The 24355-nt window shown below is 64.9% G+C and carries 23 protein-coding genes; 16 read left to right on the top strand and 7 right to left on the bottom strand.

Annotation, left to right across the window (positions count from 1 at the left end; all coding sequences use genetic code 11):
• Positions 1–109 precede the first annotated feature (109 nt).
• From IVB36_RS28180 to IVB36_RS28165, 4 genes are all read left to right on the top strand, one after another.
• Positions 110–1057: an aspartate carbamoyltransferase catalytic subunit gene (locus tag IVB36_RS28180; RefSeq protein ID WP_007603315.1), complete on the top strand. Its 948-nt coding sequence runs from the start codon at positions 110–112 to the stop codon at positions 1055–1057.
• Positions 1057–2364, top strand: a complete 1308-nt coding sequence (locus IVB36_RS28175; protein ID WP_198959261.1) for a dihydroorotase — start codon at positions 1057–1059, stop codon at positions 2362–2364. The genes IVB36_RS28180 and IVB36_RS28175 overlap by 1 nt, the downstream gene beginning before the upstream one ends.
• Before the next feature lie 32 nt (positions 2365–2396).
• Complete coding sequence (gene plsY, locus IVB36_RS28170) at positions 2397–2993, top strand: glycerol-3-phosphate 1-O-acyltransferase PlsY (protein WP_247338482.1); 597 nt, start codon at positions 2397–2399, stop codon at positions 2991–2993.
• Positions 2994–3137: 144 nt separating this feature from the next.
• Positions 3138–4346, top strand: a complete 1209-nt coding sequence (locus IVB36_RS28165; protein ID WP_247338481.1) for a patatin-like phospholipase family protein — start codon at positions 3138–3140, stop codon at positions 4344–4346.
• Here IVB36_RS28165 and IVB36_RS28160 read toward each other — a convergent pair.
• The gene (locus IVB36_RS28160; RefSeq protein ID WP_247338480.1) at positions 4338–5582 is read right to left on the bottom strand and encodes an amidase; all 1245 of its coding nucleotides are present in this window, start codon (positions 5580–5582) and stop codon (positions 4338–4340) included. The genes IVB36_RS28165 and IVB36_RS28160 overlap by 9 nt on opposite strands.
• A gap of 91 nt (positions 5583–5673) precedes the next feature.
• Between IVB36_RS28160 and dprA the strand changes: the two genes are divergently transcribed.
• Complete coding sequence (dprA, locus tag IVB36_RS28155; protein WP_204511389.1) at positions 5674–6816, top strand: DNA-processing protein DprA; 1143 nt, start codon at positions 5674–5676, stop codon at positions 6814–6816.
• On the opposite strand, the gene IVB36_RS28150 is transcribed toward dprA, so the two are convergent.
• Positions 6813–7223 carry a helix-turn-helix domain-containing protein gene (locus IVB36_RS28150; protein WP_018458326.1) on the bottom strand — a complete coding sequence of 137 codons (411 nt, stop codon included), beginning with the start codon at positions 7221–7223 and terminating at the stop codon, positions 6813–6815. The two genes, dprA and IVB36_RS28150, sit on opposite strands and share 4 nt — an antisense overlap.
• An 83-nt stretch (positions 7224–7306) precedes the next feature.
• On the opposite strand from IVB36_RS28150, the gene IVB36_RS28145 reads away from it, so the two are divergent.
• Positions 7307–7915: an FMN-dependent NADH-azoreductase gene (locus IVB36_RS28145; RefSeq protein ID WP_018458327.1), complete on the top strand. Its 609-nt coding sequence runs from the start codon at positions 7307–7309 to the stop codon at positions 7913–7915.
• A gap of 70 nt (positions 7916–7985) precedes the next feature.
• Here the strand turns inward: IVB36_RS28145 and IVB36_RS28140 are convergent, their stop codons facing one another.
• Both IVB36_RS28140 and IVB36_RS28135 read right to left on the bottom strand, forming a co-directional pair.
• Complete coding sequence (locus IVB36_RS28140; RefSeq protein ID WP_018458328.1) at positions 7986–8168, bottom strand: hypothetical protein; 183 nt, start codon at positions 8166–8168, stop codon at positions 7986–7988.
• Between the two features lie 177 nt (positions 8169–8345).
• A complete protein-coding gene (locus tag IVB36_RS28135) occupies positions 8346–9119 on the bottom strand; it encodes an SDR family oxidoreductase (protein ID WP_166517487.1) in 774 nt (257 codons plus the stop codon).
• A gap of 121 nt (positions 9120–9240) precedes the next feature.
• Between IVB36_RS28135 and IVB36_RS28130 the strand changes: the two genes are divergently transcribed.
• Both IVB36_RS28130 and IVB36_RS28125 read left to right on the top strand, forming a co-directional pair.
• Positions 9241–9711, top strand: a complete 471-nt coding sequence (locus tag IVB36_RS28130; protein WP_204511390.1) for a helix-turn-helix domain-containing protein — start codon at positions 9241–9243, stop codon at positions 9709–9711.
• A gap of 212 nt (positions 9712–9923) precedes the next feature.
• Positions 9924–10478 carry a flavodoxin family protein gene (locus IVB36_RS28125; protein ID WP_085395633.1) on the top strand — a complete coding sequence of 185 codons (555 nt, stop codon included), beginning with the start codon at positions 9924–9926 and terminating at the stop codon, positions 10476–10478.
• A 33-nt stretch (positions 10479–10511) separates the two neighbouring features.
• Here the strand turns inward: IVB36_RS28125 and IVB36_RS28120 are convergent, their stop codons facing one another.
• Positions 10512–10697, bottom strand: a complete 186-nt coding sequence (locus IVB36_RS28120) for a hypothetical protein (protein WP_018458332.1) — start codon at positions 10695–10697, stop codon at positions 10512–10514.
• A gap of 281 nt (positions 10698–10978) precedes the next feature.
• Here IVB36_RS28120 and topA point away from each other — a divergent pair, with 281 nt between their 5' ends.
• Genes topA through IVB36_RS28100 form a run of 4 tightly spaced genes read left to right on the top strand, consistent with a single transcriptional unit; the run spans position 10979 to position 17302 of the window.
• Positions 10979–13723 (top strand): type I DNA topoisomerase, encoded by a 2745-nt coding sequence (gene topA, locus IVB36_RS28115; RefSeq protein WP_247393830.1) that lies wholly within the window; start codon positions 10979–10981, stop codon positions 13721–13723.
• A gap of 7 nt (positions 13724–13730) precedes the next feature.
• Positions 13731–16085 (top strand): ribonuclease R, encoded by a 2355-nt coding sequence (rnr, locus tag IVB36_RS28110; RefSeq protein ID WP_247296514.1) that lies wholly within the window; start codon positions 13731–13733, stop codon positions 16083–16085.
• The gene (locus IVB36_RS28105) at positions 16079–16519 is read left to right on the top strand and encodes a DUF983 domain-containing protein (protein ID WP_018458336.1); all 441 of its coding nucleotides are present in this window, start codon (positions 16079–16081) and stop codon (positions 16517–16519) included. The genes rnr and IVB36_RS28105 overlap by 7 nt, the downstream gene beginning before the upstream one ends.
• 33 nt (positions 16520–16552) lie before the next feature.
• Complete coding sequence (locus IVB36_RS28100; RefSeq protein ID WP_085351448.1) at positions 16553–17302, top strand: NUDIX hydrolase; 750 nt, start codon at positions 16553–16555, stop codon at positions 17300–17302.
• On the opposite strand, the gene IVB36_RS28095 is transcribed toward IVB36_RS28100, so the two are convergent.
• The gene (locus IVB36_RS28095; protein WP_247338479.1) at positions 17303–17863 is read right to left on the bottom strand and encodes a hypothetical protein; all 561 of its coding nucleotides are present in this window, start codon (positions 17861–17863) and stop codon (positions 17303–17305) included.
• 215 nt (positions 17864–18078) lie between these two features.
• On the opposite strand from IVB36_RS28095, the gene IVB36_RS28090 reads away from it, so the two are divergent.
• Both IVB36_RS28090 and rpmG read left to right on the top strand, forming a co-directional pair.
• Positions 18079–19404 (top strand): LLM class flavin-dependent oxidoreductase, encoded by a 1326-nt coding sequence (locus IVB36_RS28090; protein ID WP_247338478.1) that lies wholly within the window; start codon positions 18079–18081, stop codon positions 19402–19404.
• Positions 19405–19528: 124 nt separating this feature from the next.
• Positions 19529–19696, top strand: coding sequence for a 50S ribosomal protein L33 (rpmG, locus tag IVB36_RS28085; protein WP_007603295.1), 168 nt, complete (start codon positions 19529–19531; stop codon positions 19694–19696).
• 1364 nt (positions 19697–21060) lie between these two features.
• On the opposite strand, the gene plsY (IVB36_RS28080) is transcribed toward rpmG, so the two are convergent.
• Entirely contained in the window at positions 21061–21744 is a 684-nt protein-coding gene (plsY, locus tag IVB36_RS28080; protein WP_085395627.1) for a glycerol-3-phosphate 1-O-acyltransferase PlsY, read from the bottom strand.
• Positions 21745–21956: 212 nt separating this feature from the next.
• Here plsY (IVB36_RS28080) and IVB36_RS28075 point away from each other — a divergent pair, with 212 nt between their 5' ends.
• Both IVB36_RS28075 and IVB36_RS28070 read left to right on the top strand, forming a co-directional pair.
• Positions 21957–22769, top strand: coding sequence for an aminoglycoside phosphotransferase family protein (locus IVB36_RS28075; protein ID WP_247296504.1), 813 nt, complete (start codon positions 21957–21959; stop codon positions 22767–22769).
• Positions 22770–23138: 369 nt separating this feature from the next.
• Positions 23139–24056 carry an NADP-dependent oxidoreductase gene (locus tag IVB36_RS28070; RefSeq protein ID WP_085395626.1) on the top strand — a complete coding sequence of 306 codons (918 nt, stop codon included), beginning with the start codon at positions 23139–23141 and terminating at the stop codon, positions 24054–24056.
• Positions 24057–24355 lie beyond the last annotated feature (299 nt).

Here is a 24355-nt window from a genome sequence, read left to right as displayed (position 1 = left end):
GACGGGGACAGCTCACGCCAGCGATAAGACCGACAGATCGGGGGATAACTCCCCGCCCGGGCTTTGGCCCTTGCCCCCCCGGCCATCCCCGCCTATAGCTCTCGCTTTAATGACATCGAAATCGACCTTCGTCCTCGGCCACCGGCATTTGCTGGGCATCGAGGGCCTTTCCGCGGCCGACATCACCGGCCTCCTCGACCTGTCCGAAGAATATGTCGAGCTCAACCGCCAGGTTGACAAGAAGCGCACCGTCCTGCGTGGACGGACGCAGGTGAACCTCTTCTTCGAGGCTTCCACCCGGACCCAATCGTCGTTCGAGCTCGCCGGCAAACGGCTGGGCGCCGACGTCATGAACATGTCGGTGTCCTCCTCGTCCATCAAAAAGGGCGAGACGCTGGTCGACACCGCCATGACGCTCAACGCCATGCACCCGGATATCCTGGTGGTGCGCCATCACGCCTCCGGCGCGGTGGAACTGCTGGCCCGCAAGGTCGACGGTTCCGTGATCAATGCCGGCGACGGCGCGCATGAGCATCCGACACAAGCCCTGCTCGACGCGCTGACCATCCGCCGCAACAAGGGCCGGCTTGAGGGCCTAGTCGTCGCGATCTGCGGTGACGTGCTGCATTCGCGCGTGGCCCGCTCCAACATCATCCTGCTCAACGCGATGGGCGCCCGCGTCCGCGTCGTCGGCCCCTCCACACTGCTGCCGCCCGGCATCGAGCGGATGGGCGTCGAGGTCGCGCGCGACATGCGCGAGGGGCTCAACGGCGCCGACATCGTCATGATGTTGCGGCTCCAGCGCGAGCGCATGAACGGCTCCTTCGTGCCGTCGACCTCCGAGTATTTCCATTATTTCGGGCTGGACCAGAAGAAGCTCGCCTACGCCAAGCCAGACGCCCTTGTCATGCATCCCGGCCCCATGAACCGCGGCGTCGAAATCGACACCGCGGTCGCGGACGGCGCGCAGTCCCTGATCCGCGAACAGGTGGAGATGGGCGTGGCCGTGCGCATGGCGGTGCTGGAAGCGCTCGCCCGCAACCTGCCGAACGCGTGATGCTCATGTTGACCGACCGCCGACCCATCCTGCTTGCCAATGCCCGCCTCGTCGACCCCAGCAGGGATTTCGATGGCCCCGGCGATGTCCTGATTGCCGACGGCATCATCCGGGAGACCCGCCGCGGCATTGGCGCTGCCGGCGTCCCCGAGGGCACCGACGTCGTCAACTGCGCCGGCAAGATCGTCGCCCCCGGCCTGATCGACATGCGCGCCTTCGTCGGCGAGCCCGGCTTCAGCCATCGCGAGACCTTTGCGTCCGCGAGCCAGGCGGCTGCGACCGGCGGCATCACCACCATCATCTGCCAGCCCGATACCTTGCCGGTGATCGACAACTCGGCGACCGTCGACTTCGTGATGCGTCGCGCCCGTGACACCGCGATCGTCAACATCCAGCCGATGGCGGCGCTGACCAAGGGAATGCACGGCGAGGAGATGACCGAGTTCGGCCTCCTCAAGGCAGCAGGCGCGATCGCCTTCAGCGACTGCGACAAGAGCGTGAGCAATGCGCAGGTGATGCGCCGCGCCTTGACCTACGCGCGCGATTTCGACGCGTTGATCGTGCACTACACCGAGGATCGCGATCTCGTCGGCGAAGGCGTGATGAACGAGGGCGAGTTCGCCTCGCGGCTCGGCCTGATGGGCATCCCGAACGCGGCGGAAGCCGTGATGCTGGAGCGCGACATGCGCCTGGTCGCGCTCACCGGCGGCCGCTATCACGCGGCGTCGCTAACCTGCATCGAGTCGCTCGACGTGCTCAAGCGCGCCCGCGACGCCGGCCTTGCCGTGACGGCCTCAGCCTCGATCAACCACCTTGCGCTGAACGAGAACGACATCGGCCCTTACCGTTCGTTCCTGAAGCTGTCGCCGCCGCTGCGCACCGAGGACGACCGCCGCGCGCTGGTCGCCGCCGTCGCCTCCGGCCTCGTCGACGTCATCATGTCCGACCACAACCCGCAGGACGTCGAGGTCAAGCGCCTGCCTTTCGCAGAAGCAGCCCCCGGCGCCATCGGGCTGGAGACCATGCTCCCGGCGGGCCTGCGCCTCGTGCACAATGACGAATTGGACCTCAAGACGCTGATCCGGGCGATGTCGACCCGGCCGGCCGAGATTTTGGGATTGCCTGGCGGAACCCTGCGCACGGGCAGCCCCGCCGACGTCATCGTGATCGACCCCGATGTGCCCTGGGTGGTCGATCCCGCCGACCTCAAATCGCCCTGCAAGAACACGCCGTTCGACGAGGCCCGCTTTACAGGCCGCGTGGTGCGCACCATTGTCGGCGGACGGACAGTGTACGAGCATGTCTGACGTGCGGAGCTGCAGCCAGGGAATTTGCAGACATGGCGCTTGAACTGTTTCTGCCGGTCGCTTTCGTCATCGGCTACCTGCTCGGCTCGATTCCGTTCGGGCTGATCCTGACCAGGCTCGGCGGCACGCAGGATCTGCGGTCGATCGGCTCCGGCAGCATCGGCGCCACGAACGTGCTGCGCACGGGGCGCAAGGGCCTTGCCGCCGCGACCCTGCTGTTCGACGCGCTCAAGGGCACCGTGGCCGTGGTGATCGCCGGCTACATCGCCGGTCCCAACGCCGCGATGCTGGCCGGGCTCGGCGCCTTCCTCGGCCATCTCTTCCCGGTCTGGCTCAAGTTCCGCGGCGGCAAGGGTGTCGCCGTCTATATCGGCATTCTGCTCGGGCTGTTCTGGCCGGCCGCGCTGGTGTTCTGCCTGCTATGGCTCGCGACCGCCTTCACCACCCGCTATTCCTCGCTCTCTGCGCTGGTGGCGTCCTTCATCACGCCGCTGTTCCTGTGGTGGTTTGGCCATCTCGCACTAGCAGCGATGGCCGCGGTGCTGACGCTGCTGCTGTTCTACGCCCATCGCGAGAACATCAAGCGGCTGCAATCGGGCAAGGAAAGCCGGATCGGCGAGAAGACATAAGCCGGGAATCCACGGATACCGCGGCACCCCTTCTGCATTATATCTCAAATGGTGTTCGCAACTTGCAGCCGAATCACGGCTGTATGGACGAACGGGTTCCTGGCTTGGCCCTGACGTGGGCATGGCTCTACGCGGTTGCTCAGAATGAGCGAGAAGATTGTCAGCGCGCAAGACGATGGCGATTTGCGAGGTGCTGCCTGCACCGCGGCAAGCCGGCTACTCTCGACGACGGACATCTGGTCTGGTGCGCCCTCGCCGCTTGTCGCTCCAGCGCCTGCTTCCGTCCCACCTCCACCGCGCGAGCCCGATCCGATCGTGGAAGCGGGGAAACCAGCCGAAATCCTAACTGCAGCGCCCGTCACGCACGATCGGACCCCGCGGCAATGGCCGCCGCGAAAATTGTCGCTGGCGCTTCAGGGCGGCGGCACCTTCGCTGCTTTCACCTGGGGCGTGCTGGAGCGGCTGCTGGAAGAGCCATCGATCGCGATCGACACCATCAGCGGCGCCAGTGCCGGCGCCATCAACGCGCTGTTGCTCGCGTCCGGTTTCGCCGAGGGCGGCCGTGAAGGCGCCCGCGCGCGGCTGAACCGGTTCTGGATCCGGCTGATGCACGAAGCCTCGTTCCGATCGCTGATGCTGATCGGCGGCTTCTCGCCGGCGGGAAGCTCGGTCGCGTTCGGCCCGACGCTGCGCTCCGGCCAGTTCGATCCGTTCGATCTCGATCCGCTGCGGCAGGCGCTGTCGCGCGACATCAATTTTTCCGCCTTGCGCGACCCGCGCTGCCCGAAGCTTCTGATCGCGGCGACCCGGATCCGCGACGGGCAGCAGCAGATCTTCCGCAACGACGTGATCACCGCCGACGTCGCGCTGGCCTCGACCTGTCCACCGCTGGTTCATTGCGCGGTCGAGATCGACGGCGAGGCTTATTGGGATGGCGGCCTCGGCGGCAATCCGCCCCTGCTGCGGCTCGTGCAGGACACGACGAGCGCCGAAATCCTGCTCGTCCAGGCCACGCCGGCGCGCGACAGCTACGTGCCGATCACGCTCGCCGCGATCGACCGCAGGCTGGATCAGATCGCGGCCAACGCCGCCCTCAATGCCGAGATCGCGGCGATCGAATGGGCGCAATCGCAGGCCGCATCGTCGTTGCGGCTCTCCAGGATCGCCGCGGAAGATTTCGTGGACGGCCTGGCGCAGCGCTCATCGACCGATCTCGGCCGCGGCTTCATTCGCGCGCTGCACCGGAGCGGCCGCGAGGCTGCCGGGCGCTGGCTCAAGCAAGGTCCAGATCACAGCGCAGCGCCGGCCGCATCCGGCCAGCGCATCGTCGCTCTCGAACCTGCGCTAGCCTGATTTCGCCAGCGCCTGCTCCAGGAACCACGCCGTCGCCAGCGCATGCGCGTCGTTGCCGAAGCGCGCGATCACCTGCACGCCGATCGGCAGGCCATTGGCCTTGAGCACCGGCACGTTGACGCAAGGGTTGCCCATCAGCGTCCAGAGCCTGTTGTAGCGGGGGTCGCCGGTGCTCGCGAGCTCCTTGGCCGGCGCCGTGCCCGGCGCCGAATAGGTCAGCAGCGCGTCGAACCCCTCGAACAATTCGCCAATCTCGCGGCGGCCGTGGCGGCTGATCCGGCGTGCGTCGTCGTAGTCCTTGGGTGTGAGACCGACCGTCGCATCGAGACTGGCGCGCAGCATCGGCGCGATCTCGTCGTGGCGTTCGGAAAATTCCCAGGCGAGCGCGCGATGCGCCTCGAAGTCCTGAATCACAGGGTGGATGCGCCAGGCCTCCTGCACCGCCTGCGGCAGATCGATGGTCTGCACGCTGGCGCCAGCCCGCGTCGCCGCCTTGATCGCGGCCTGCAGCCCCTCCTCGGCGGCCGGCTCCACGGCGCCGGCAAACTCCTGCCTGATAACGCCGATGCGCGGCGCCTTCGCCGGGACGATGCCGGCGAATTCGGTGCGGCCGGTCATTGCCAGCAGTCCGCGCGCGAGATCTTCCGCGCGGGCGCCGAACAGACCGACGGTGTCGAGCGCCCACGAATAGCATTTGACGCCGACCGTCGGCAGCATGCGGAACGAAGGCTTGATCGCGGCGGTGCCGCAATAGGCGGCGGGCCGGATCACCGAGCCGCCGGTCTGGGTACCCAGCGCCAGCGGAATCATGCCGGCACCGACGGCCGCGGCCGAGCCCGAGGACGAGCCGCCCGGCGTATGCCCGAGGTTATGCGGATTGAGCGTCGGGGTCGGATCGCGCGAGGCGAATGCCGTGGTCGTGGTCTTGCCGATGATGGTGGCGCCCGCCCGCTTCAGCATCATCACCACAGGCGCGTCCGCGCGCGGCTGCCAGCCGCGATAGATCGATGATCCCATCTCGGTCGGGAAATCGGCGGTGTCGATGATGTCCTTGATCCCGACCGCGATACCGCGCAACGGGCCAGAAGCTTGCGCCTTCGCGGAGCTGTCGTGACGGACGAAGGCATGGACGTCCTTCTCCCGCGCCTCGATGGCTGCATGCGATTGCGCGATGGCGGCCTCGGGCGAAAGCTCGCCCGCTTCGATGCGGCGCTGGAGGTCGGCGAGTGAGATCATGGGCAATACCCTTCTTATTGGGATCGCTTTTAGCATCGGGGCAAGGTCGCGCAAGCGTACGTCACTGTTGCCCACGCCCTCAGGTTGTTCCATGCTGTCCCTGCAAGGAGCCGCCGTGGACGCCATCAATCCAAGTGTAGAGCTGACCGAAGCCGACAGGATCGACCGCCTGCGGCTGATCCGGTCCGACAATGTCGGGCCGCGCACGTTCCGGTCGCTGGTCGAGCATTTCGGCTCGGCGCGCGCGGCGCTGGAGCGGCTGCCGGATCTCGCACGCCGCGGCGGCGCGCAACGATCGGCGCGCATCTGCAGCGCCGACGAGGCGAAAGCCGAGCTCGCCGCGAGCCGCAAGTTCGGAATTGCCTGGCTCGCGCCCGGTGAGGACGGTTATCCGGCGCGGCTGGCAACGCTCGACGATGCGCCGCCGCTGCTCGCCGTACGCGGCGACAATGCAACGCTGACGCGACCGATGATCGCGATCGTCGGCTCGCGCAACGCATCCGGCGCAGGCTTGAAATTCGCCGGTCAGCTCGCCCGCGAGCTTGGCGAAGCCGGCTTTGTCGTCATCTCCGGCCTTGCCCGCGGGGTCGACCAGGCCGCGCACCGCGCCAGCCTCGAGAGCGGCACCATAGCCGTGCTCGCCGGCGGACATGACTGCATCTATCCGCCGGAGCACGGCGATCTGCTGGCCTCGATCCTCGACCGCAAGGGTGCCGCGATCTCCGAGATGCCGCTCGGCCACGAGCCGCGCGCCCGCGACTTTCCCCGCCGCAACCGGCTGATCTCGGGCGCCGCGCTCGGCGTGGTCGTGGTGGAGGCGGCGCACCGCTCGGGCTCGCTGATCACCGCGCGCATGGCCGCCGAACAGGGTCGCGAAGTGTTCGCCGTGCCGGGCTCGCCGCTCGACCCGCGCGCCGCCGGCACCAACGATCTGATCAAGCAGGGCGCGACGCTCGTCACCGAAGCGGCCGACGTCGTCAACGCGGTCGCACCGATCATGGAGCGGCCGCTGATGCGTACCGCGCGCGAGCCCGACAGCGAGCCGTTCGAGAGCGATCCTCAAGGGCACGACCGCGACCAGATCACCGGCCTGCTCGGCCCTGCCCCTGTCACGATTGACGATCTCGTGCGGATGTCCGGCGCCTCGCCGGCCATCGTGCGTACCGTGCTCTTGGAACTCGAGCTCGCCGGCCGGCTCGAACGCCACGGCGGTGGCTTGGTCTCGCTGCTTTAAGGAGTGGTCCGCTCGTCGAAGCGCGTACGCGCCGCGGCGATCTGCTGCTGATGCGTGATCGCCCATTCGCCGAGTGCCTTTACCGGCTGCTGCAGTCCCCGGCCGAGATCGGTCAGCTCGTAATCCACCCGCGGCGGAATGGTCGGGAAGATCGTGCGTGTGACCAGGCCGTCACGCTCGAGCCCGCGCAGCGTCAAGGTCAGCATCCGCTGCGAAATGCCATTGATCATGCGCTTGAGCTCGTTAAAGCGCTTGGGCCCGTCACTTAGCATCATGATGACGAACACGCTCCATTTGTCGCCGACGCGCGCGAGGATCGAGGCGACGCCGCGGCAGTCCGCATGGTTGGGATCCGGCCTTGGTGAGGCGGGCAAATCGATGTGCGCAGGTTTCAGGGATGTGCCCATGGCTCAAAAAGGTGCGTTCTTGCGGGGATTTCGATAGTCACTCATGTAGCTCTGGTTACAAACTTATACCAGGGTGATCCCGAATGAAACTCCTCCACATCGACTCCAGCGTGCTCGGCCCCCACTCCGTTTCGCGGCAAGTCTCCGCCGCCATCGTCGACCGTCTCAGGCAGGCGACGCCATCGCTCGACATCGTCTATCGCGACCTGACGCAGAGCCCGCTCGCCCATCTCTCCGGCTCGCATCTGGCGGCCGCGCAAGGCGCGCCTGCGCCGGCGGAGCTCGGCCCCGATCTCGCCGCCAGCAAGGCCGCGCTGGACGAGTTTCTTGCCGCCGACATCGTCGTGATCGGCGCGCCCATGTACAATTTCACCATTCCGAGCCAGCTCAAGGCCTGGATCGACCGGGTCCTGGTGGCGGGGAAGACGTTCAGCTATGGGGCCAACGGCCCGCAGGGCCTTGCCGGCGGCAAGCGCGTAATCTTCGCGGTTTCGCGCGGGGGCTATTACGGCGCGGGCTCGCCCGCCGCGTCGCTGGAGCACCTCGAAAGCTATCTGCGTGGCGTGTTCGGTTTCATGGGGATTCATCATCCCGAATTCATCAGCGCCGACGGAATCCAGGTCGGCCCGGAGCATCGCGAGAAGTCGCTCGCAAGCGCGCTCGAGGCGGCGACCGCCCTCCGCGCGGCCTGATAACGCGCACATCATCAGCCGCCGCAACATCGCTTGCGGCGGCTGATCGACCGGTGCGCGATCGGCGAAGCTAAAACCAGGCGCCCTGAATGCCCAGGATGACGGCGACGAGGGAAACGAACAGGCCGATGCCGGAGAAAAGAGCGACCCCGACGAACTCGGAGGTGTCGGAACGCTTGGCAGGAACGGCGGAGTTTTCGGTGTAAATACGCGGTGCTGAAATCGGGGAAATAATACGAGCTGCCTTTGGCATATCGGGCTCCCTTGAAATGAGTCTTCGTGACCCCCTGCCCGTAAAAGTGTCTTGGCAGCGCAAGCGAAGGTTCAATGCCTCCCGCAACGTTCAGAAAACACAGCTCGCGAGACGTGGGAACCGGCCGGCGCAACCGCTCGCCGCTGCGCCGACCGATTCAATTTGCACCAAGATTGATCAGCCGCGATAGATCGGCGCGCCGCTCGGAGAGGCAACCGCGCCGCCATCGACGAAGATTTCCTGGCCCTGCACATGCGCGGAATCGTCGGAGGCGAGGAACAGCACAGTCTTGGCGACGTGATCTGTTTCACCAATGCGCCCCAGCGGCGTCGTCAGCGCGATCCGCTTCTCGAACGCCTTCTCGGCTTCGGGCGTCGCGGTCGCGGGTCCCCAGATCGGCGTGCGGATCGCACCGGGCGCGACCACGTTGACGCGAATGCCCCGCGGCGAGAGCTCCGAGGCCATGATCCGCGCCATCGCCCGCACGCCGGCCTTGGCGGCGCCATAGGCCGAATAGCCGGGAATGCCGAGCACGGAGATCACCGAGCCGTTGAGGACGATGGAAGCATTGTCGTTGAGATAAGGCAGCGCGGACTGAACGGTGAAGAACACGCCGGTCAGATTGGTGCTGATGACCTTCTCGAAGACCTCCAGCGTGGCCGACCCCAGCGGCGTACCGCCGGCGATGCCGGCATTGGCGAACAGGATGTCGAACTTGCCGAACTTTTCGGCGCCCTTCTTGATCGCAGATTCGGTCGCGGCAATGTCGGTGGCGTCGGCGGCGAGCGCGAGCGCGTTCGGCCCGAGCTCCTTCGCGGCCGCCTCGAGCGTCTCCTTGTTGCGCCCGGTGATCACCACCTTGGCGCCCTCGGCCACGAACAGCTTTGCCGTTGCCAGTCCAATGCCGCTATTGCCGCCGGTGATCAGGGCCGTCTTGTTCTTCAGTCTCACGTTCGCCTCCAGTGGTTTCATCATAAAACTACGATTGCCATCTAGGCCACCTGGTTTTAAGATGCAACCACAAGAGCGCGTGAACGGTGACAGGACCGTGCGATCGCGAAAGGACCAGATCATGGTGAAACGGACGAGCTTCGAGGGGGACGCCTGCCCGATCGCGCGATCGCTGGAGGCGATCGGCGACCGGTGGTCCCTGCTGATCATCCGCGAGGCGCTGTTTGGGCTGCGCCGCTTCGGTGAGTTTCAGAGCAAGCTCGGCATGGCCAAGAACATCTTGTCGACGCGGCTGCGCGCGCTGGTCGATCACGGCATCCTGACCACGGCCCCCGCCTCCGACGGCAGCCCTTACGAGGAATATGTGCTGACGCCGAAAGGCCGCGGCGTCTTCCCGGTGTTGGTAGCGCTGCGCCAATGGGGCGAGGATTTCGACGATCGCCCGTCGGAGATCGCGACCATCCTGGTCGATCGCGAGAAAGGCCGACCGGTGAAGAAGCTCGAACTGCGCGCGGAGGACGGGCGATTGCTCAGCCTCGCGGACACCTCGCTGAAGCCGCGGCCTGCGCCGCGGCGACGGTCAGCGGGATAGCGGTGCGCTGTCTCTTCAACGTCGTCCTGGCGACCGATTCCGCTCGGTCTTCGCGGCTACGACAGCCCGCGATTGCTCCGCAGGTTGACCCACTTTCATCGAAGGCGGGTCGGCATGTACCCGAGCGTCCCAACTCGCAATATGGCGTGGCGGACTTGTACAAGCCATCGACAGCGTCAAAGATGGCGAGGTCCCACCAAACTGGCACCACCATGCCCCTGCTCGCCATCACCTATTTTTCCATCTCGGGCACCACCGAGAAGCTGGCGCATGCGGTTGCGCGCGGAGCAGATGGCAAAGCGCAGGTCACGCTGTGTCGCATCACCGGCGGCGACATCGTGTCAGGCCGCTTTCAGAATGAGAGCTTACTGGAGACGATCGATGGCGCCGACGCAGTTGCGTTTGGCAGCCCGACCTATATGGGCGGGCCAGCCGCTCAATTCAAAGCGTTTGCCGATGCTTCAAGTGATCGATGGAGCCAGCAGCGCTGGGCCAACAAGATCGCAGCCGGGTTCACCACGGGCGCCTGCGCAAGCGGCGATCAACTCCACACACTGTCCTACTTTTCCATTCTGGCCGCGCAGCACGGCATGCTCTGGTGCGGACTGGATATTCCCGGTGGCGAGGATCCGAGCGGCCGCAATCGTTTGGGCAGCCAGCTTGGTCTGGCAACACACTTGATTGACGGCTCGTTGCCGGAGAGCGACCTCGGCACGGCCGCATATCTCGGCCTGCGATTGGCCAAAATGGCAAGCCGCAACGGCTAACCGCACCGTCGTTGGAGCAGTACATCGCCCCCTTCACGACAGCCTGCGCTTGCTCCTCAGCCGCAGATGCTCGTCCGCCTCGAGCTTGGTCATTCCCAGGAGATAATGCAGCACGTCGAGCCTGTGCCGTTCGGCAAGCTTGCGCAGGGCCCCGACCTGCTCGGCGATGAAGGCGACCGCCTCCTCGACGCCGCCCTCCCCCGGTTCCTCGTGACGCAAGCCTCCCCCCGCGCGCGATGCGGCGCCCGCCCGTTTCTTTCCTGGCTTAGTCACCAGCCCCCACCCGAATCCATGCCCCGCGGCAACATTACGCCGACATCGACCGCAACTCAAAGGTGGTATTTTGCAACTTTCTCGATATGAAACTTTTCCCATCGGGAGGGCTCTCAACAGCCCTCGATTTGACAGCGACGGCCTCACCACCCATGTTCGGGACGAAAGGGCCGACCCGAATCTCATCGAATTCGGCCCCAAATTTCCCCATAAGTTACTGGAACTACATGAATATCGTCATTGTGGAGTCGCCGGCGAAAGCCAAGACGATCAACAAGTATTTGGGCTCGTCCTACGAGGTTCTGGCCTCGTTTGGCCATGTCCGCGACTTGCCGGCAAAGAACGGCTCCGTCGATCCCGACGCCAATTTCAAGATGATCTGGGAGGTCGACCCCAAGGCGGCCGGCCGGCTCAACGACATTGCCAAGTCCCTCAAGAACGCCGATCGCCTGATTCTCGCCACCGACCCTGATCGCGAGGGCGAGGCCATCTCCTGGCACGTGCTGGAGGTCCTGAAAGAGAAGCGCGCGATCAAGGACCACAAGATCGAGCGCGTGGTGTTCAACGCCATCACCAAGCAGGCGGTGACGGACGCGATGAAGAATCCGCGCCAGATCGACGGTGCGCTGGTCGACGCCTATATGGCGCGCCGCGCGCTGGACTATCTGGTCGGCTTCACCCTCTCCCCCGTGCTGTGGCGCAAGCTGCCGGGCGCCCGCTCGGCGGGCCGCGTGCAGTCGGTGGCGCTGCGTCTGGTCTGCGACCGCGAGCTCGAGATCGAAAAGTTCGTTGCGCGCGAATACTGGTCGCTGATCGCGACCCTGCTGACGCCGCGCGGCGACGCCTTCGAGGCCCGTCTCGTCGGCGCCGACGGCAAGAAGATCCAGCGCCTCGACATCGGCACCGGCGCGGAAGCCGAAGACTTCAAGAAGGCGCTGGAAGCAGCCGCCTACGCGGTGACCGCGGTCGATGCCAAGCCGGCCCGCCGCAATCCGCAGGCCCCCTTCACCACCTCGACGCTGCAGCAGGAAGCCAGCCGCAAATACGGCTTTGCGCCGGCGCACACCATGCGCATCGCGCAGCGGCTCTATGAAGGCATCGACATCGGCGGCGAGACCACCGGACTCATTACTTATATGCGTACCGACGGCGTGCAGATCGACCCGTCCGCGATCACCCAGGCCCGCAAGGTGATCGGCGAGGATTACGGCAACGCCTATGTGCCGGACGCGCCGCGTCAGTACCAGGCCAAGGCCAAGAACGCCCAGGAAGCCCACGAAGCGATCCGGCCGACCGACATGTCGCGCCGTCCCGACAGCATGAGCCGCAAGCTCGAGTCCGACCAGGCGAGACTCTATGAACTGATCTGGAAGCGCACCATCGCGAGCCAGATGGAATCGGCCGAGCTGGAACGCACCACGGTCGACATCACGGCGAAGGTCGGCGGCCGCACGCTGGACCTGCGCGCCACCGGCCAGGTCGTCAAGTTCGACGGCTTCCTCGCACTTTACCAGGAAGGCCGCGACGACGAGGAGGACGAGGACTCCCGCCGCCTGCCCGCGATGAGCCCCAACGATGCGCTGAAGCGGCAGTCGCTCGCCGTCACCCAGCACTTCACCGAGCCGCCGCCGCGCTTCTCCGAGGCCTCGCTGGTCAAGCGCATGGAAGAGCTCGGCATCGGCCGGCCCTCGACCTATGCCTCGATCCTCCAGGTGCTGAAGGACCGCGGCTACGTCAAGCTCGAGAAGAAGCGCCTGCACGGCGAGGACAAGGGCCGCGTCGTAGTCGCGTTCCTCGAAAGCTTCTTTGCCCGCTACGTTGAATACGACTTCACCGCCAATCTGGAAGAGCAGCTCGACCGCATCTCCAACAACGAGATCTCCTGGCAGCAGGTGCTGAAGGATTTCTGGACCGGCTTCATCGGCGCGGTCGACGAGATCAAGGATTTGCGCGTCGCGCAGGTGCTCGACGTGCTCGACGACATGCTGGGACAGCACATCTACCCGCCCCGCACCGATGGCGGCGACATCAGGCAATGCCCCAGCTGCCGCAACGGGCGGCTCAATCTCAAGGCCGGCAAGTTCGGCGCCTTCGTCGGCTGTTCGAACTATCCGGAATGTCGCTACACCCGTCAGCTCGCCGCCGACGGCGAGGCAACGGCCGATCGTTCGCTCGGCCAGGACCCGGATACGGGCCGCGATGTCTGGGTCAAGGCCGGGCGGTTCGGCCCCTACATCCAGCTCGGCGAGCAGAAGGATTATGCGGAGGGCGAGAAGCCGAAGCGCGCAGGCATTCCGAAGGGGATGTCCCCTGGAGATGTCGAGCTCGAGCTTGCGCTCAAGCTGCTGTCGCTGCCGCGCGAGATCGGCAAGCATCCGGAAACCGGTGAGCCGATCACCGCGGGTCTCGGCCGCTTCGGGCCGTTCGTGAAGCACGAGAAGACTTATGCCAGCCTCGAGGCCGGCGATGAGGTGTTCGACATCGGCATCAACCGCGCGGTGACGCTGATCGCGGAGAAGATCGCCAAGGGCCCGAGCCGCCGCTTCGGCGCTGATCCCGGCAGGGCGATCGGCGATCATCCCACCCTCGGCACCGTCACGGTAAAGGGCGGCCGCTACGGCGCCTATGTCACCGCGGGTGGCGTCAATGCCACGATCCCGAGCGACATCGAGAAAGACGCCATCACGCTGCCGCAGGCAATCGCGCTGATCGACGAGCGTGCGGCCAAGGGCGGCGGCAAGAAGCCGAAGAAAGCGGCGAAGCCGGCCAAGGCCAAGAAGGCTGCGGCGAAGGCCGCCGACGGCGATGACGCCGCACCAAAAACCAAAAAGCCGGCCGCGAAGAAGGCGGCCAAACCCAAATCCGAATCCACCAGCAAGGCGCGCGCAGCCGTGTCGTCGACGGCCAAAACGTCACCGACCAAGGCAGCTGGCGCCAAAGCTCCGGCCAAGAAAAGTGCCGGCACCAAATAGAGGCTAAGTGAAACGCAAGAATGACCGTGGCTTTCCCGACAGGGCAGCCATCGTCGCCTTCATCAAGGCAAATCCCGGAAAGGTCGGAACCCGCGAAATTGCACGCGAGTTCGGCCTGAAGAACGCCGACCGCATCGAGCTCAAGCGCATGCTGCGCGAGCTCGCCGACGACGGGCTCGTCAAGAAAAAGCGCCATACGATTTCAGAGCCGGACAGCCTCCCGCCGACGCTGGTCGCCGACATTACCGGCCGCGACGCCGACGGCGAGCTGGTCGCCTCCCCCACTGAATGGGACGAGGTCGAAAGCGGCGAGCCGCCAAAGATCCTCATCACGATGCCGCGCCGGCCGAAGCCCGGCACCGCGGCCGGCGTTGGCGATCGCGCGCTGCTGCGGGTCGAGCGATCCGACGAGACCGAAGGCCCGGCCTATCGCGGCCACATCATCAAGGTTTTCGACAAGACCAAGAGCCGCATCCTCGGCGTCTTCCGCAGCCTGCCCGAAGGCGGCGGACGGATCATCCCGGTCGACAAGAAGTCCGCCGACCGCGAGCTGAACATCGCCCCGACTGAGACGCACGGCGCGCAGGACGGCGATCTCGTCAGCGTCGACATCATCCGCTCGCGCGGCTTTGGGCTGGCGTCAGGCCGCGTCAAGGAGAAGCTCGGCTCGGTCAAGTCGGAGAAGGCGATCAGCCTGATCGCGATCTACGCGCACGACATCCCGCTGCAATTCCGTCCCGCGGCAGAGCGCGAAGCCGAAGCGGCGGAGCCGGCCAATCTGAAGGGGCGCGAGGACTGGCGCGATGTGCCGCTGGTCACCATCGATCCGCCGGATGCCAAGGATCACGACGACGCGGTACACGCGCAGCCGGATCCTGATCTCAACAACAAGGGCGGCTTCATCGTCGATGTCGCCATCGCCGATGTGAGCTTCTACGTGCGACCGGGCACCGCGCTCGACCGCGATGCGCTCGATCGCGGCAACTCGGTCTATTTCCCCGACCGCGTCGTGCCGATGCTGCCCGAGCGCATCTCCAACGATCTCTGCTCGCTGGTGCCGGGCGAGCCGCGCGGCGCGCTCGCGGTGCGGATGATCATCGCGCCGGACGGGCGGAAACGGTCGCACAGCTTCCACCGCATCCTGATGCGCTCCGCAGCCAAGCTGAACTATGCGCAGGCGCAGGCCGCGATCGACGGAAGGCCGGACGACACCACCGGCCCCCTGCTCGATCCAATCCTGAGGCCGCTTTATGCCGCCTATGCCTGCGTCAAGCGCGCGCGCGACGAGCGCGATCCGCTCAATCTCGATCTGCCCGAGCGCAAGATCCTGCTCAAGCCCGACGGCACGGTCGACCGCGTCGTCGTGCCCGACAGGCTCGACGCGCACAAGCTGATCGAGGAGTTCATGATCCTCGCCAATGTCGCGGCAGCCGAGATGCTCGAGAAGAAGTCGCTGCCGCTGATCTACCGGGTGCATGACGAGCCGACCCTGGAAAAGGTCCACGCGCTCGCGGAATTCCTGGCGACGCTGGACGTTCCGTTCGCGAAAGGCGGCGCGCTGCGCCCCGCTCTGTTCAACCGCGTGCTGGCGCAGCTCGAAGGCCACGACCACTTTCCGCTGGTCAGCGAGGTCGTGCTGCGCGCCCAGGCACAGGCCGAATACTCTTCGGAGAATTACGGTCATTTCGGCCTGAATTTGCGCCGCTATGCGCATTTCACCTCGCCGATCCGCCGCTACGCCGACCTTGTCGTGCACCGTGCGCTGGTTCGCGCGCTCGGCCTCGGCGAAGGCGCGCTGCCCGACACCGAGACGCCGGAAACGTTGAGCGAGGTCGCAGCTCATATCTCAGTGACCGAGCGGCGCGCGATGAAAGCGGAGCGCGAGACCGTCGACCGCCTGATCGCCCATCACCTCGCCGACCGCATCGGTTCGAGCTTCCAGGGCCGCGTCTCCGGCGTCACGCGCGCCGGCCTGTTCGTCAAGCTCGCCGAGACCGGCGCCGACGGCCTGATCCCGATCCGATCCCTCGGCACGGAATATTTCAACTATGACGAGGGCCGCCACGCCCTGGTCGGCACCCGCAGCGGCACCATGCATCAGCTCGGTGATGTTGTCGACGTCCGCCTGATCGAGGCGGCTCCGATCGCAGGCGCGTTGCGCTTCGAGCTGCTGTCCTCGTCCGGCGAGACCGCACCGCGGGGCCGCAGGTCCTCCGGTCCGCAACGCCGCCGCTCGTTCAAGGCGCACCCCGGGCGCAGTCCTGACAAGAAGCGCAAGCCGGACAAGCCGAAGAAGCCCGGCAAGGGGAAAACGGCCAAGGGAAAAAGCAAGGGCAAGGGCCAGAAGGGCAAGGCATGGTGACGACGAGCACGGCGCCGAAGATCTGGACCCGCGACACCGGCCTCGTCGAGAAGCGCGACGTCTTTGCTGCGATGAGGCGCGGCTTTCGCGGCCGCTGCCCGCGCTGCGGCGAGGGAAAGCTGTTCCGCGCCTTCCTGAAGACCGCGGATAACTGCTCCGTCTGCGGCCTCGATGTCACGCCGCATCGGGCCGACGATTTGCCAGCCTATCTCGTCATCGTCATTGTCGGGCACATCGTGGTGCCGACTATTCTGTGGATCGAGACCAACTATACGACGCCGGTCTGGATCAGCTTCGCGGCCTATCTGCCCTTCACCTTCGTCGCCTCGCTGGCACTGCTGCAGCCGGTGAAGGGAGCCGTGGTCGGATTGCAATGGGCTCTGCGCATGCACGGGTTTGACGAGAACCCGACGGATGGTATTCCGCCGGTGTAAGCAAAATAAACAAGTAGTGGTTTGGGTGAGGACATGACGGATACGTCGCAGGCAGCCGACAAGGCAAAGATCCACGAGGGCAAGGAAGCCGATCATCATCCCTATTTCCGCCCTAGGGATGCCGCGACACTGATCCTGGTCGACCGCAGCGGAGCCATTCCAAAAGTCCTGGTCGGCAAGCGCCACGACAAGGTGGTGTTCATGCCCGGAAAATTCGTTTTCCCGGGCGGCCGCGTCGACAAGGACGATTATCGCGTACCATGCGCGGCGCCGATCACCGCCGAACTGGAAGCCAATCTCGCCAAGGGCAGCCCGAAGACGCCGGCCTCCCGCGCAAAATCGCTGGCGATCGCCGCGATCCGCGAGGCCTGCGAGGAAACGGGTCTCTGCCTCGGACGCAAGGCCGAGGTAAAGACAAAACTCGAAGGCGCCTGGAAGCCGTTCGCGGATGCGGGCCTGTTGCCGGATCCCTCCAGCCTGTTCCTGATCGCGCGCGCAATCACCCCGCCCGGCCGCGTCAAGCGGTTCGACACGCGCTTCTTCACGGCGGACGCCTCCGCGATCACCCATCGCGTCGACGGCGTGATCCACGCCGATGCCGAGCTTGTCGAGCTGGTCTGGGTCGAGCTCGGCTCGAAGCCGCTCGCCGATCTGCATCCGATGACGCGCAATGTGCTCAACGAGCTCGACGCGCGCCTTGCCACCGGCCCGCTCCGCCACGATGCGCCGGTGCCGTTCTTCCATTTCTACGGCGGCAAGATGCAGAAGGATATTTTGAGCTGATCAGTTCGTGACGTCCGCATTGTCCGCGTCGGGCTCGGTGCCGACATAGTCGCGCGCGGGAAGGTTCAGCACTCGCCCGAGCTCGCTGGCGAAGCGACTGGCTTCCTCGCGCTTGGTGAAGCTCATCAGCGTGATCGGCTCGGTCCCTTTGTTGCCGCAGAGATTGACATCATATGTCGTCAGCTCCGGATCGTCGTCGTCGGTAATGCTGATGAAATGATAATCGGCGAGATCGCGATGCTTGCGAAAATTCAGCGGGCCGAACTGCCTGGTGATGACGATCTGGCGCAGCGTCTCGTTCAGCACGACGAAGGTGCGAAAGGTGAGCAGGATGATTCCGGGGATGCCCACGAGCAGCCCGAGTCCCGTGAACACCACCACCGGCATGAGATCATCGGCGAGCCGCCCAAAACCGGAGAAATCCTGCCGCAGGCCGAGCGCGACATTCCACAGCAGATAGAAGCTCGCCGCCAGCAGCGGCAATGACAGCAGCCGCCCGACCCAGGGCATGGGCCGGTCGATGCGGACGATGCGCCCGTCCACGGTCATTGCACCTGCCATCGAAGGTCTCCTCGGGAGCGAAAGTCATGGCTTGGTCGGAGTGAGCCGTGGATCGGTTCGATGGGACTCTTCCGTCATTCCGGGCGCGGCCCGGAATGACGCGAATGTGCTCAGGGCGTCGCGAAAAACAAAATAATCTTCCTACCTCCCCCGATGGCGGAGTTCCGCGGCGTGCCTATGTCTTCGGGAACGACACCAAGAACGGACACCGGGCGATGGCACAACGGCAACTCAAGCTTGGCGCGTTCATGCGCCCGATCAGCATCCACACCGGTGCCTGGCGCTATCCCGGGGCTTGGCCGGACGCCAATTTCAACTTCGGCCACATCAAGACGCTGATCCAGAAGCTCGAGGCCGGCAAGTTCGACGCCTTCTTCATGGCCGATCACCTCGCCGTGCTGAACATGCCGGTCAATGCGCTCAAGCGCAGCCACACGGTCACCTCGTTCGAACCCTTCACGCTGTTGTCGGCGCTCTCGGCCGTCACCGAGCGGATCGGCCTGATCGCGACGGGCTCGACCACGTTCGACGAGCCCTATCACGTCGCACGGCGCTTCGCCTCGCTCGACCATCTCAGCGGCGGGCGGGCGGGCTGGAACATCGTCACCACCTCGAACCCGGATGCGGCGCTGAATTTCGGCCTCGACGACCACATGGAGCACGCCGAGCGCTACAAGCGCGCCCGCGAGTTCTACGACGTCGTCACGGGCCTGTGGGATTCCTTTGCCGACGACGCCTTCGTGCGCGACGTCGAAAGCGGCGTGTTCGTCGATCCCGCCAAGATGCATGTGCTCGACCATCACGGCAAATATCTGAAGGTGCGCGGTCCCCTCAACATCGCCCGCCCGGTCCAGGGCTGGCCGGTGATCGTGCAGGCCGGCGCCTCCGAGGACGGCAGGCAGCTCGCCGCCGAGACCGCGGAAGCCGTCTTCACCGGCGGCGGCAGCCTTGCCGACAGCCAGAAACTCTATGCCGATATCAAGGGCCGCATGGAGAAGGTCGGCCGCGATCCTGAACACCTCAAGATCCTGCCCGGCGCCTTCGTCGTGGTCGGCGACAGCGTCGACGAGGCCAAGGAGAAACGCGCGCTGCTCGACAGCCGCGTGCATTACGACAGCGCCATCGCCTCGCTCTCGGTCATCCTCGGCACGGATGCCTCCGGCTTCGATCCGGATGGGCAATTGCCGGAAATCCCGGAGACCAATGCCAGCAAGAGCGGTCGCCAGCGCATGGTCGACCTCGCGGCCCGCGACAAGCTCACGGTGCGCCAGCTCGCCCAACGCGTCGGCGGCTATGGCGGGCTATCCTTCGTCGGCACGGCCAAAACCATCGCCGACCAGATGGAGGAATGGCTGGTCGGGTGCGGCTCCGACGGCTTCAACATCATGTTCCCGTTCCTGCCTGCCGGCCTCGACGATTTCGTCGACAAGGTGGTCCCGGAGCTGCAGCGCCGCGGGATTTTCCGGAAAGAGTACGAAGGGCCCACTTTGAGAGAGAATCTGGGCCTGCCTCGGCCCAAAAACCGGTTCTTCGAGGCGTAATCGGCCTGATCTGGGTGCTTTTCGAGCCCTAAAATCTTGACATCAGGCGGTTTCTGGCTAGGTTGCCGGCCAACGCGGGCCATTTGGCCGGCTCCAGATTCCCTTCATTCCTGAGGTTCTGAACATGGCCAAAGCGGTCACCATCAAGGTCAAGCTCGTGTCCTCGGCCGACACTGGCTTCTACTACGTCGCCAAGAAGAATTCGCGCACCATGACCGACAAGCTGGTCAAGAAGAAGTACGACCCCGTGGCGCGCAAGCACGTCGAATTCCGCGAAGCCAAGATCAAGTAAGATCGCGGAACGTAGAAGACTTTTGCGGGGCCCTTTCGGGTCCCGTTTTATTTTGGCCCCTCTCTCGTGTCCGGATACGCAGCAGCGCCCCGTGGACGTGACGCTACGCTGCGAGCTGGGCACAGCGAGTCATGGCCAGATTTTTTTCAACCTTCGGTTGCTCGCTCCCGAATGTATGTTACCGTGCACTTGCCGGGCGGAAATTTCCGTCCGGATTTGGAAGGACATGGTCATGAGATTCGCATCAAGCCTTGTCGTGCCTTCAACCATCGCTGTCTTGTCGACCGTCTTGCTGTGCGCGCCGGCAGCGTCGCAAATCCCAACCGGCTCCGCCGCCACGATTCCTCCCGTCACGGTCGACGCGCCGAAACAGGTGGCAAGGCCGCACGTGTCGGAGCGAGGAGCAAACACAATTGCGCCGCGTCGGACTGCCTCAACAGCTCAAACGTCAGTCGCGCGAACGCCTTCGTATGCGCCGGGTTCTGTGATGGGGAGGATTGCCAGCCTGGAGAAAGTCGCCAGCAGCTGCAACGGTGGCTGTGCATCAAGCTTCCCAAGCGGCAAAGATCCCTGGGTTGGATGCAGCGTGTCGGGCGGCAACATAGACTACGGACCTTTCTCGCCGACCTGCCGAGACACCATCACCCACAAATCCTACCTGGACTGCGTCGAAACCAGGACGTTCCTGGGCGACAACCGAAACAAGGCTCACTGGTTGTGCAGCAGTCTGGCCGCCGGCAACAGGTTTAAGGTCGCCGATCTCAAGCGGTCAGGACGCACGCGTTAGTCCATCCCGTCCGCCGGCTTTCTGGCGCAGTTGAACTTAGCTCTCCTGTCGTAAGTTCGCGGACGTCACGGAGCTTGAATGGGCTTTTTCTGGCCCGTCTTGGGCGCTCGCGTGTCCCGGGCGCGCTGCAACGCGCAAGCGTTGCTGCGCAGAACCGGGACCCAGAAAGCCACACAATACAACCAGCGACTGGGCCCCGGCTCTGCAACGCACCGCTAAAGAAGCGCCGCGCTGCGCCGGGGCACGAGAGCGCGAGGAAGCGTGCTTCTGGAACTGTCGCCTCCGCTATGCGCTCCCGCTTCGGCTGATCACCGAGACGATCAGGGCGCTGCGACTGCAACCGTTTCTTCGATAATCCTCAGTTGTCCATTTTCGCTGGTCAGTATGGATGAGTAATAACCGTGAAACGGACGGTCTCCTACCTTGGCCTCCCATGTTCCAGCGTTGAGGACAAAGCTCGCTGATCTGAAGGCCATGTTCCCTCCGTTGGGTTCGCTATTGTGAATTGATATCGCTCAGCGCCGTTCGACAACTGAGCGTTGCTGCACCTCAATAAGCGCGGCAAATAAGTCGTCTGCTAAACCTGCACTTCCGCTTTCGTACCCTGGCCATTTCGAACCAGACGCGGCTCCGTTCCCGCCAAAAGCCTTTGGATGTTGGCACGATGGCGGATGATCACGTAGAGGCCGCCTCCGATCACCAGCAACCGATACGGCAATGGGTGCTCGACCGCGCAGACAAGAACGATTGACGTCAAAGCCGCGAGCATCGAGCTCAAGGAAACGATCCTGGTCATAGCCAGCACGAGGCCAAAGACGGCTGCAGCCCCCAATCCGACGGGCCAAGACATCGCCAGCAACACACCGAGCCCCGCGGCAGCCGACTTGCCGCCCGTGAAGTTCAGCCAGATCGATCGGCTATGTCCCAACAGCACAGCAAGTCCAGCCAGACAAACAGCCCATGGCACCCAGACATGCAGATCAGACGCTGTCGGCGGCGGGGATATTTCCGCGTACAGCCAAGGGCAGAACGAACGCGCGACGATGATGGCACCCACGCCCTTCAGCACATCGCCGACGAGCACGAACAAGGCAGCCCCCTTGCCGAGAGTGCGCAAGACATTCGTTGCCCCGGTGGACTTGGAGCCATGCCTTCGGATGTCGATGCCCCTGAGCAGCTTCCCCGCCAGATGGCCCGTGGGGACCGAGCCAAGGAGATAGGCGATCAACAACCCAACCGCGCCCGCTGTCCAAAAAGCCATGGGTTTTGGATCCAGTTTCCTGAACGCTGTTTTATCCCCGACTTCGTCTGACCGCTATACGTCACAAGTGGCCGATCACGGCCCCGAGGCTGCGACTGCGATCGAAGGTCTCTGCAGGTTGAAACGCGATGATAATGTCCGGCTGCCCCCGCGACGGGAAGGGTTCCTTTTTTCTCGCCGCCGGTGTTTCATCTGCGCGGCGGAGAACGGACATGCAGGGATCGCTGGGGGAAAAGATCGGTGAAGGCGCCTTCTCCGAGGCCTACGCCTGGGCGCCCGGTCAGGTCGTGAAGCTGTTTAAGGCCGGCGTCTCTCATCTGCTCGGCCGACACGAGGTACGCATGATCCGCGCCGTGCACGCCGCCGGCGTCCCCGTGCCGGCGGTGTTGGGAGAGGTGACGCTGGACGGGCGCTTCGGCATCGTGCTGGAGCGCCTCGACGGACCGACCCTGCGGCATCTCTCGCGCACCGGCGCGGTGACGTTCGAACAGGCGGGCGCGATCATCGCGGCTCTGGCCATGTCTCTTCACAAGACGTCGCCACCGCCGGAGCTCCCCTCCATGCGCGCGTATATGGAGAGCGAGTTGCGGCACGACGACGGCAAGGTCCCGAAGCACGTCGCCACTGACATCCTCACCCTGATCGATCGCCTGTCGACCGGCGGCGGGCTTTGCCATTGCGACCTTAGCCCCGGCAACGTGATCATGACTGCGGAAGGCCCCAAGCTCGTCGACTGGACCTTCGCGATGCGCGGGCCCGCCGCCCTCGATCTTGGGTTCTTGCATGTCATCCTGTCCGAGCTCGGCCCGAAAATAGCCGACAATCCGGAGCGGCCGCGCGCGACCAATGCGGCGGCGCAATCCGAATATGCGCGGCTGGCCGGCATGTCTCTGGCGGAGTTGACGGCGGCAATGGAGCCGTATTTGCCTATCGTCCGCACCTTCGTCGTCCTCGGAAACGTGGTGCCTGCGCTGCGGGAGCAACTGATCCAGCGCATCGAAGCGGGGCTGCGCGCGAAAGACTGAACCGTCCGCAACCTCGATTCCTGTTCGCCGTCTCAAGGCGCTCTCGATCACCGAGCAAATCTCGGCAGCCAGTGGAGCCGTTTGGCACAATCGGGTTGTATCGGGAGGCGGCCCTCGCGCTTGGTACAGCCAAAATCGGCATTCTTGGTCCTGTTTTATAGCCGGGCGCAACGCATCTATTCGCTGACGACCGGCGACCGGAGCGATCCCTATCCATCAGGATGAGTGGGAGCCCCGGTCAATGCGGAGAGCGGAGATTGCGGACACGAAGACACGAGTTCCACACAGCCTGACATTCTGTGGATGCCGGTGCGTCCACGCTCTTTGCATTATTCGCCCAAGAGACAAATGACCGAGGAGATAATTCCCATGAAGGCGATCGTTGTAACGGACCAGGCCGCAGGAAGGGCCGGGATGAAGCTCATGGACCGGCCCGAGCCGCAGGCAGCGATAAACGACGTCGTCGTTCAGGTTCATGCGTCGGGATTTGTACCGACTGAGCTGGCGTGGCCCTCGACCTGGACCGATCGCCTCGAACGTGACCGAACACCGTCGATCCCTGGGCACGAGCTGGCCGGAGTGGTCTCCGCCCTCGGATATGGCACAACGGGACTATCAGTCGGACAGCGGGTGTTCGGCCTCGCGGACTGGTATCGCGACGGCACGCTGGCCGAGTATGTGGCGATCGAGGCACGCAACCTTGCACCGCTGCCGGGCGACGTCGACTTTACGGTAGGTGCGAGTCTGCCGATCTCGGGCCTGACGGCGTGGCAAGGGCTGTTCCAACACGGCCGCCTTCAGGCGGGGCAAAGCGTCCTCGCACACGGCGCGGCCGGCGCAGTCGGATCGATGGTGACGCAACTCGCACGAGAGGCCGGCGCCTACGTCATCGGCTCTGGACGCGCCGCCGACCGTCAGACGGTGCTCGACTTCGGCGCGAAGGAGTTCGTCGACCTCGACAACGATACCCTGAAGGACGTGGGCAAAGTCGATCTGGTCTTCGATGTCATCGGCGGTGACATCCAGAAGCGATCCGCAGCACTGATCCGAGCCGGAGGAACATTGGTGACGATCGTGGGGCCGGCCGAGACGCGGCCCTCCGATGGCCTGGCGGTCGACTTCGTCGTCGAGTCCGATCGAGCCCAACTGAGTGAGATCGTACGGCGGGTGCGGGACGGACGACTGCGGACGAACATCGGCAACGTCTCGACCCTCGATGATGCCGTCGCCGCGTTAAATCCGACCAAGCGACGCAAGGGGAATACGATTATCCACATTCGTCCCTGAGAGACGCACGCCCATTGATGCGCGCGACCGGCCGGCGATCACCAGCAGCTCGGATGCCCGCTGGATTATCCGCCGCGATGGAGACGAAGCATGCGCTTCCGCCCTGCCAGGGCGTGTACTCATTAAGCGGCCGCCCGCCAGATGTCCGGTTTACCGCCAACATCGGCCGCAGACCTGAAGGCCTTCGAGGTCGCAGATGGGCCACAGGACTAAACCGCTCGCGCGGTAGGCACGACGGCCGGCAGCGCGGCTGAGAGGATAGCGCAACGAGGCGTCCTGTCTTGAGATGAGGGGTTCGC

Origin of the sequence: Bradyrhizobium sp. 35, assembly GCF_023073215.1 — a bacterium.
GTDB classification, from domain to species: Bacteria; Pseudomonadota; Alphaproteobacteria; order Rhizobiales; family Xanthobacteraceae; genus Bradyrhizobium; species Bradyrhizobium canariense_D.
Note: the sequence above shows the minus strand (reverse complement) of the source record. Positions and strands in the feature narration are given on the sequence as shown.

Bases quoted from the DNA above. Each gene is read 5' to 3' on its own strand.
- IVB36_RS28180 (WP_007603315.1), top strand. From the start codon at position 110: ATGACATCGAAATCGACCTTCGTCCTCGGCCACCGGCATTTGCTGGGC.
- IVB36_RS28175 (WP_198959261.1), top strand. From the start codon at position 1,057: ATGCTCATGTTGACCGACCGCCGACCCATCCTGCTTGCCAATGCCCGC.
- plsY (WP_247338482.1), top strand. From the start codon at position 2,397: ATGGCGCTTGAACTGTTTCTGCCGGTCGCTTTCGTCATCGGCTACCTG.
- IVB36_RS28165 (WP_247338481.1), top strand. From the start codon at position 3,138: ATGAGCGAGAAGATTGTCAGCGCGCAAGACGATGGCGATTTGCGAGGT.
- IVB36_RS28160 (WP_247338480.1), bottom strand. From the start codon at position 5,582: ATGATCTCACTCGCCGACCTCCAGCGCCGCATCGAAGCGGGCGAGCTT.
- dprA (WP_204511389.1), top strand. From the start codon at position 5,674: ATGCTGTCCCTGCAAGGAGCCGCCGTGGACGCCATCAATCCAAGTGTA.
- IVB36_RS28150 (WP_018458326.1), bottom strand. From the start codon at position 7,223: ATGGGCACATCCCTGAAACCTGCGCACATCGATTTGCCCGCCTCACCA.
- IVB36_RS28145 (WP_018458327.1), top strand. From the start codon at position 7,307: ATGAAACTCCTCCACATCGACTCCAGCGTGCTCGGCCCCCACTCCGTT.
- IVB36_RS28140 (WP_018458328.1), bottom strand. From the start codon at position 8,168: ATGCCAAAGGCAGCTCGTATTATTTCCCCGATTTCAGCACCGCGTATT.
- IVB36_RS28130 (WP_204511390.1), top strand. From the start codon at position 9,241: ATGGTGAAACGGACGAGCTTCGAGGGGGACGCCTGCCCGATCGCGCGA.
- IVB36_RS28125 (WP_085395633.1), top strand. From the start codon at position 9,924: ATGCCCCTGCTCGCCATCACCTATTTTTCCATCTCGGGCACCACCGAG.
- topA (WP_247393830.1), top strand. From the start codon at position 10,979: ATGAATATCGTCATTGTGGAGTCGCCGGCGAAAGCCAAGACGATCAAC.
- IVB36_RS28105 (WP_018458336.1), top strand. From the start codon at position 16,079: ATGGTGACGACGAGCACGGCGCCGAAGATCTGGACCCGCGACACCGGC.
- IVB36_RS28100 (WP_085351448.1), top strand. From the start codon at position 16,553: ATGACGGATACGTCGCAGGCAGCCGACAAGGCAAAGATCCACGAGGGC.
- IVB36_RS28095 (WP_247338479.1), bottom strand. From the start codon at position 17,863: ATGGCAGGTGCAATGACCGTGGACGGGCGCATCGTCCGCATCGACCGG.
- IVB36_RS28090 (WP_247338478.1), top strand. From the start codon at position 18,079: ATGGCACAACGGCAACTCAAGCTTGGCGCGTTCATGCGCCCGATCAGC.
- rpmG (WP_007603295.1), top strand. From the start codon at position 19,529: ATGGCCAAAGCGGTCACCATCAAGGTCAAGCTCGTGTCCTCGGCCGAC.
- plsY (WP_085395627.1), bottom strand. From the start codon at position 21,744: ATGGCTTTTTGGACAGCGGGCGCGGTTGGGTTGTTGATCGCCTATCTC.
- IVB36_RS28075 (WP_247296504.1), top strand. From the start codon at position 21,957: ATGCAGGGATCGCTGGGGGAAAAGATCGGTGAAGGCGCCTTCTCCGAG.
- IVB36_RS28070 (WP_085395626.1), top strand. From the start codon at position 23,139: ATGAAGGCGATCGTTGTAACGGACCAGGCCGCAGGAAGGGCCGGGATG.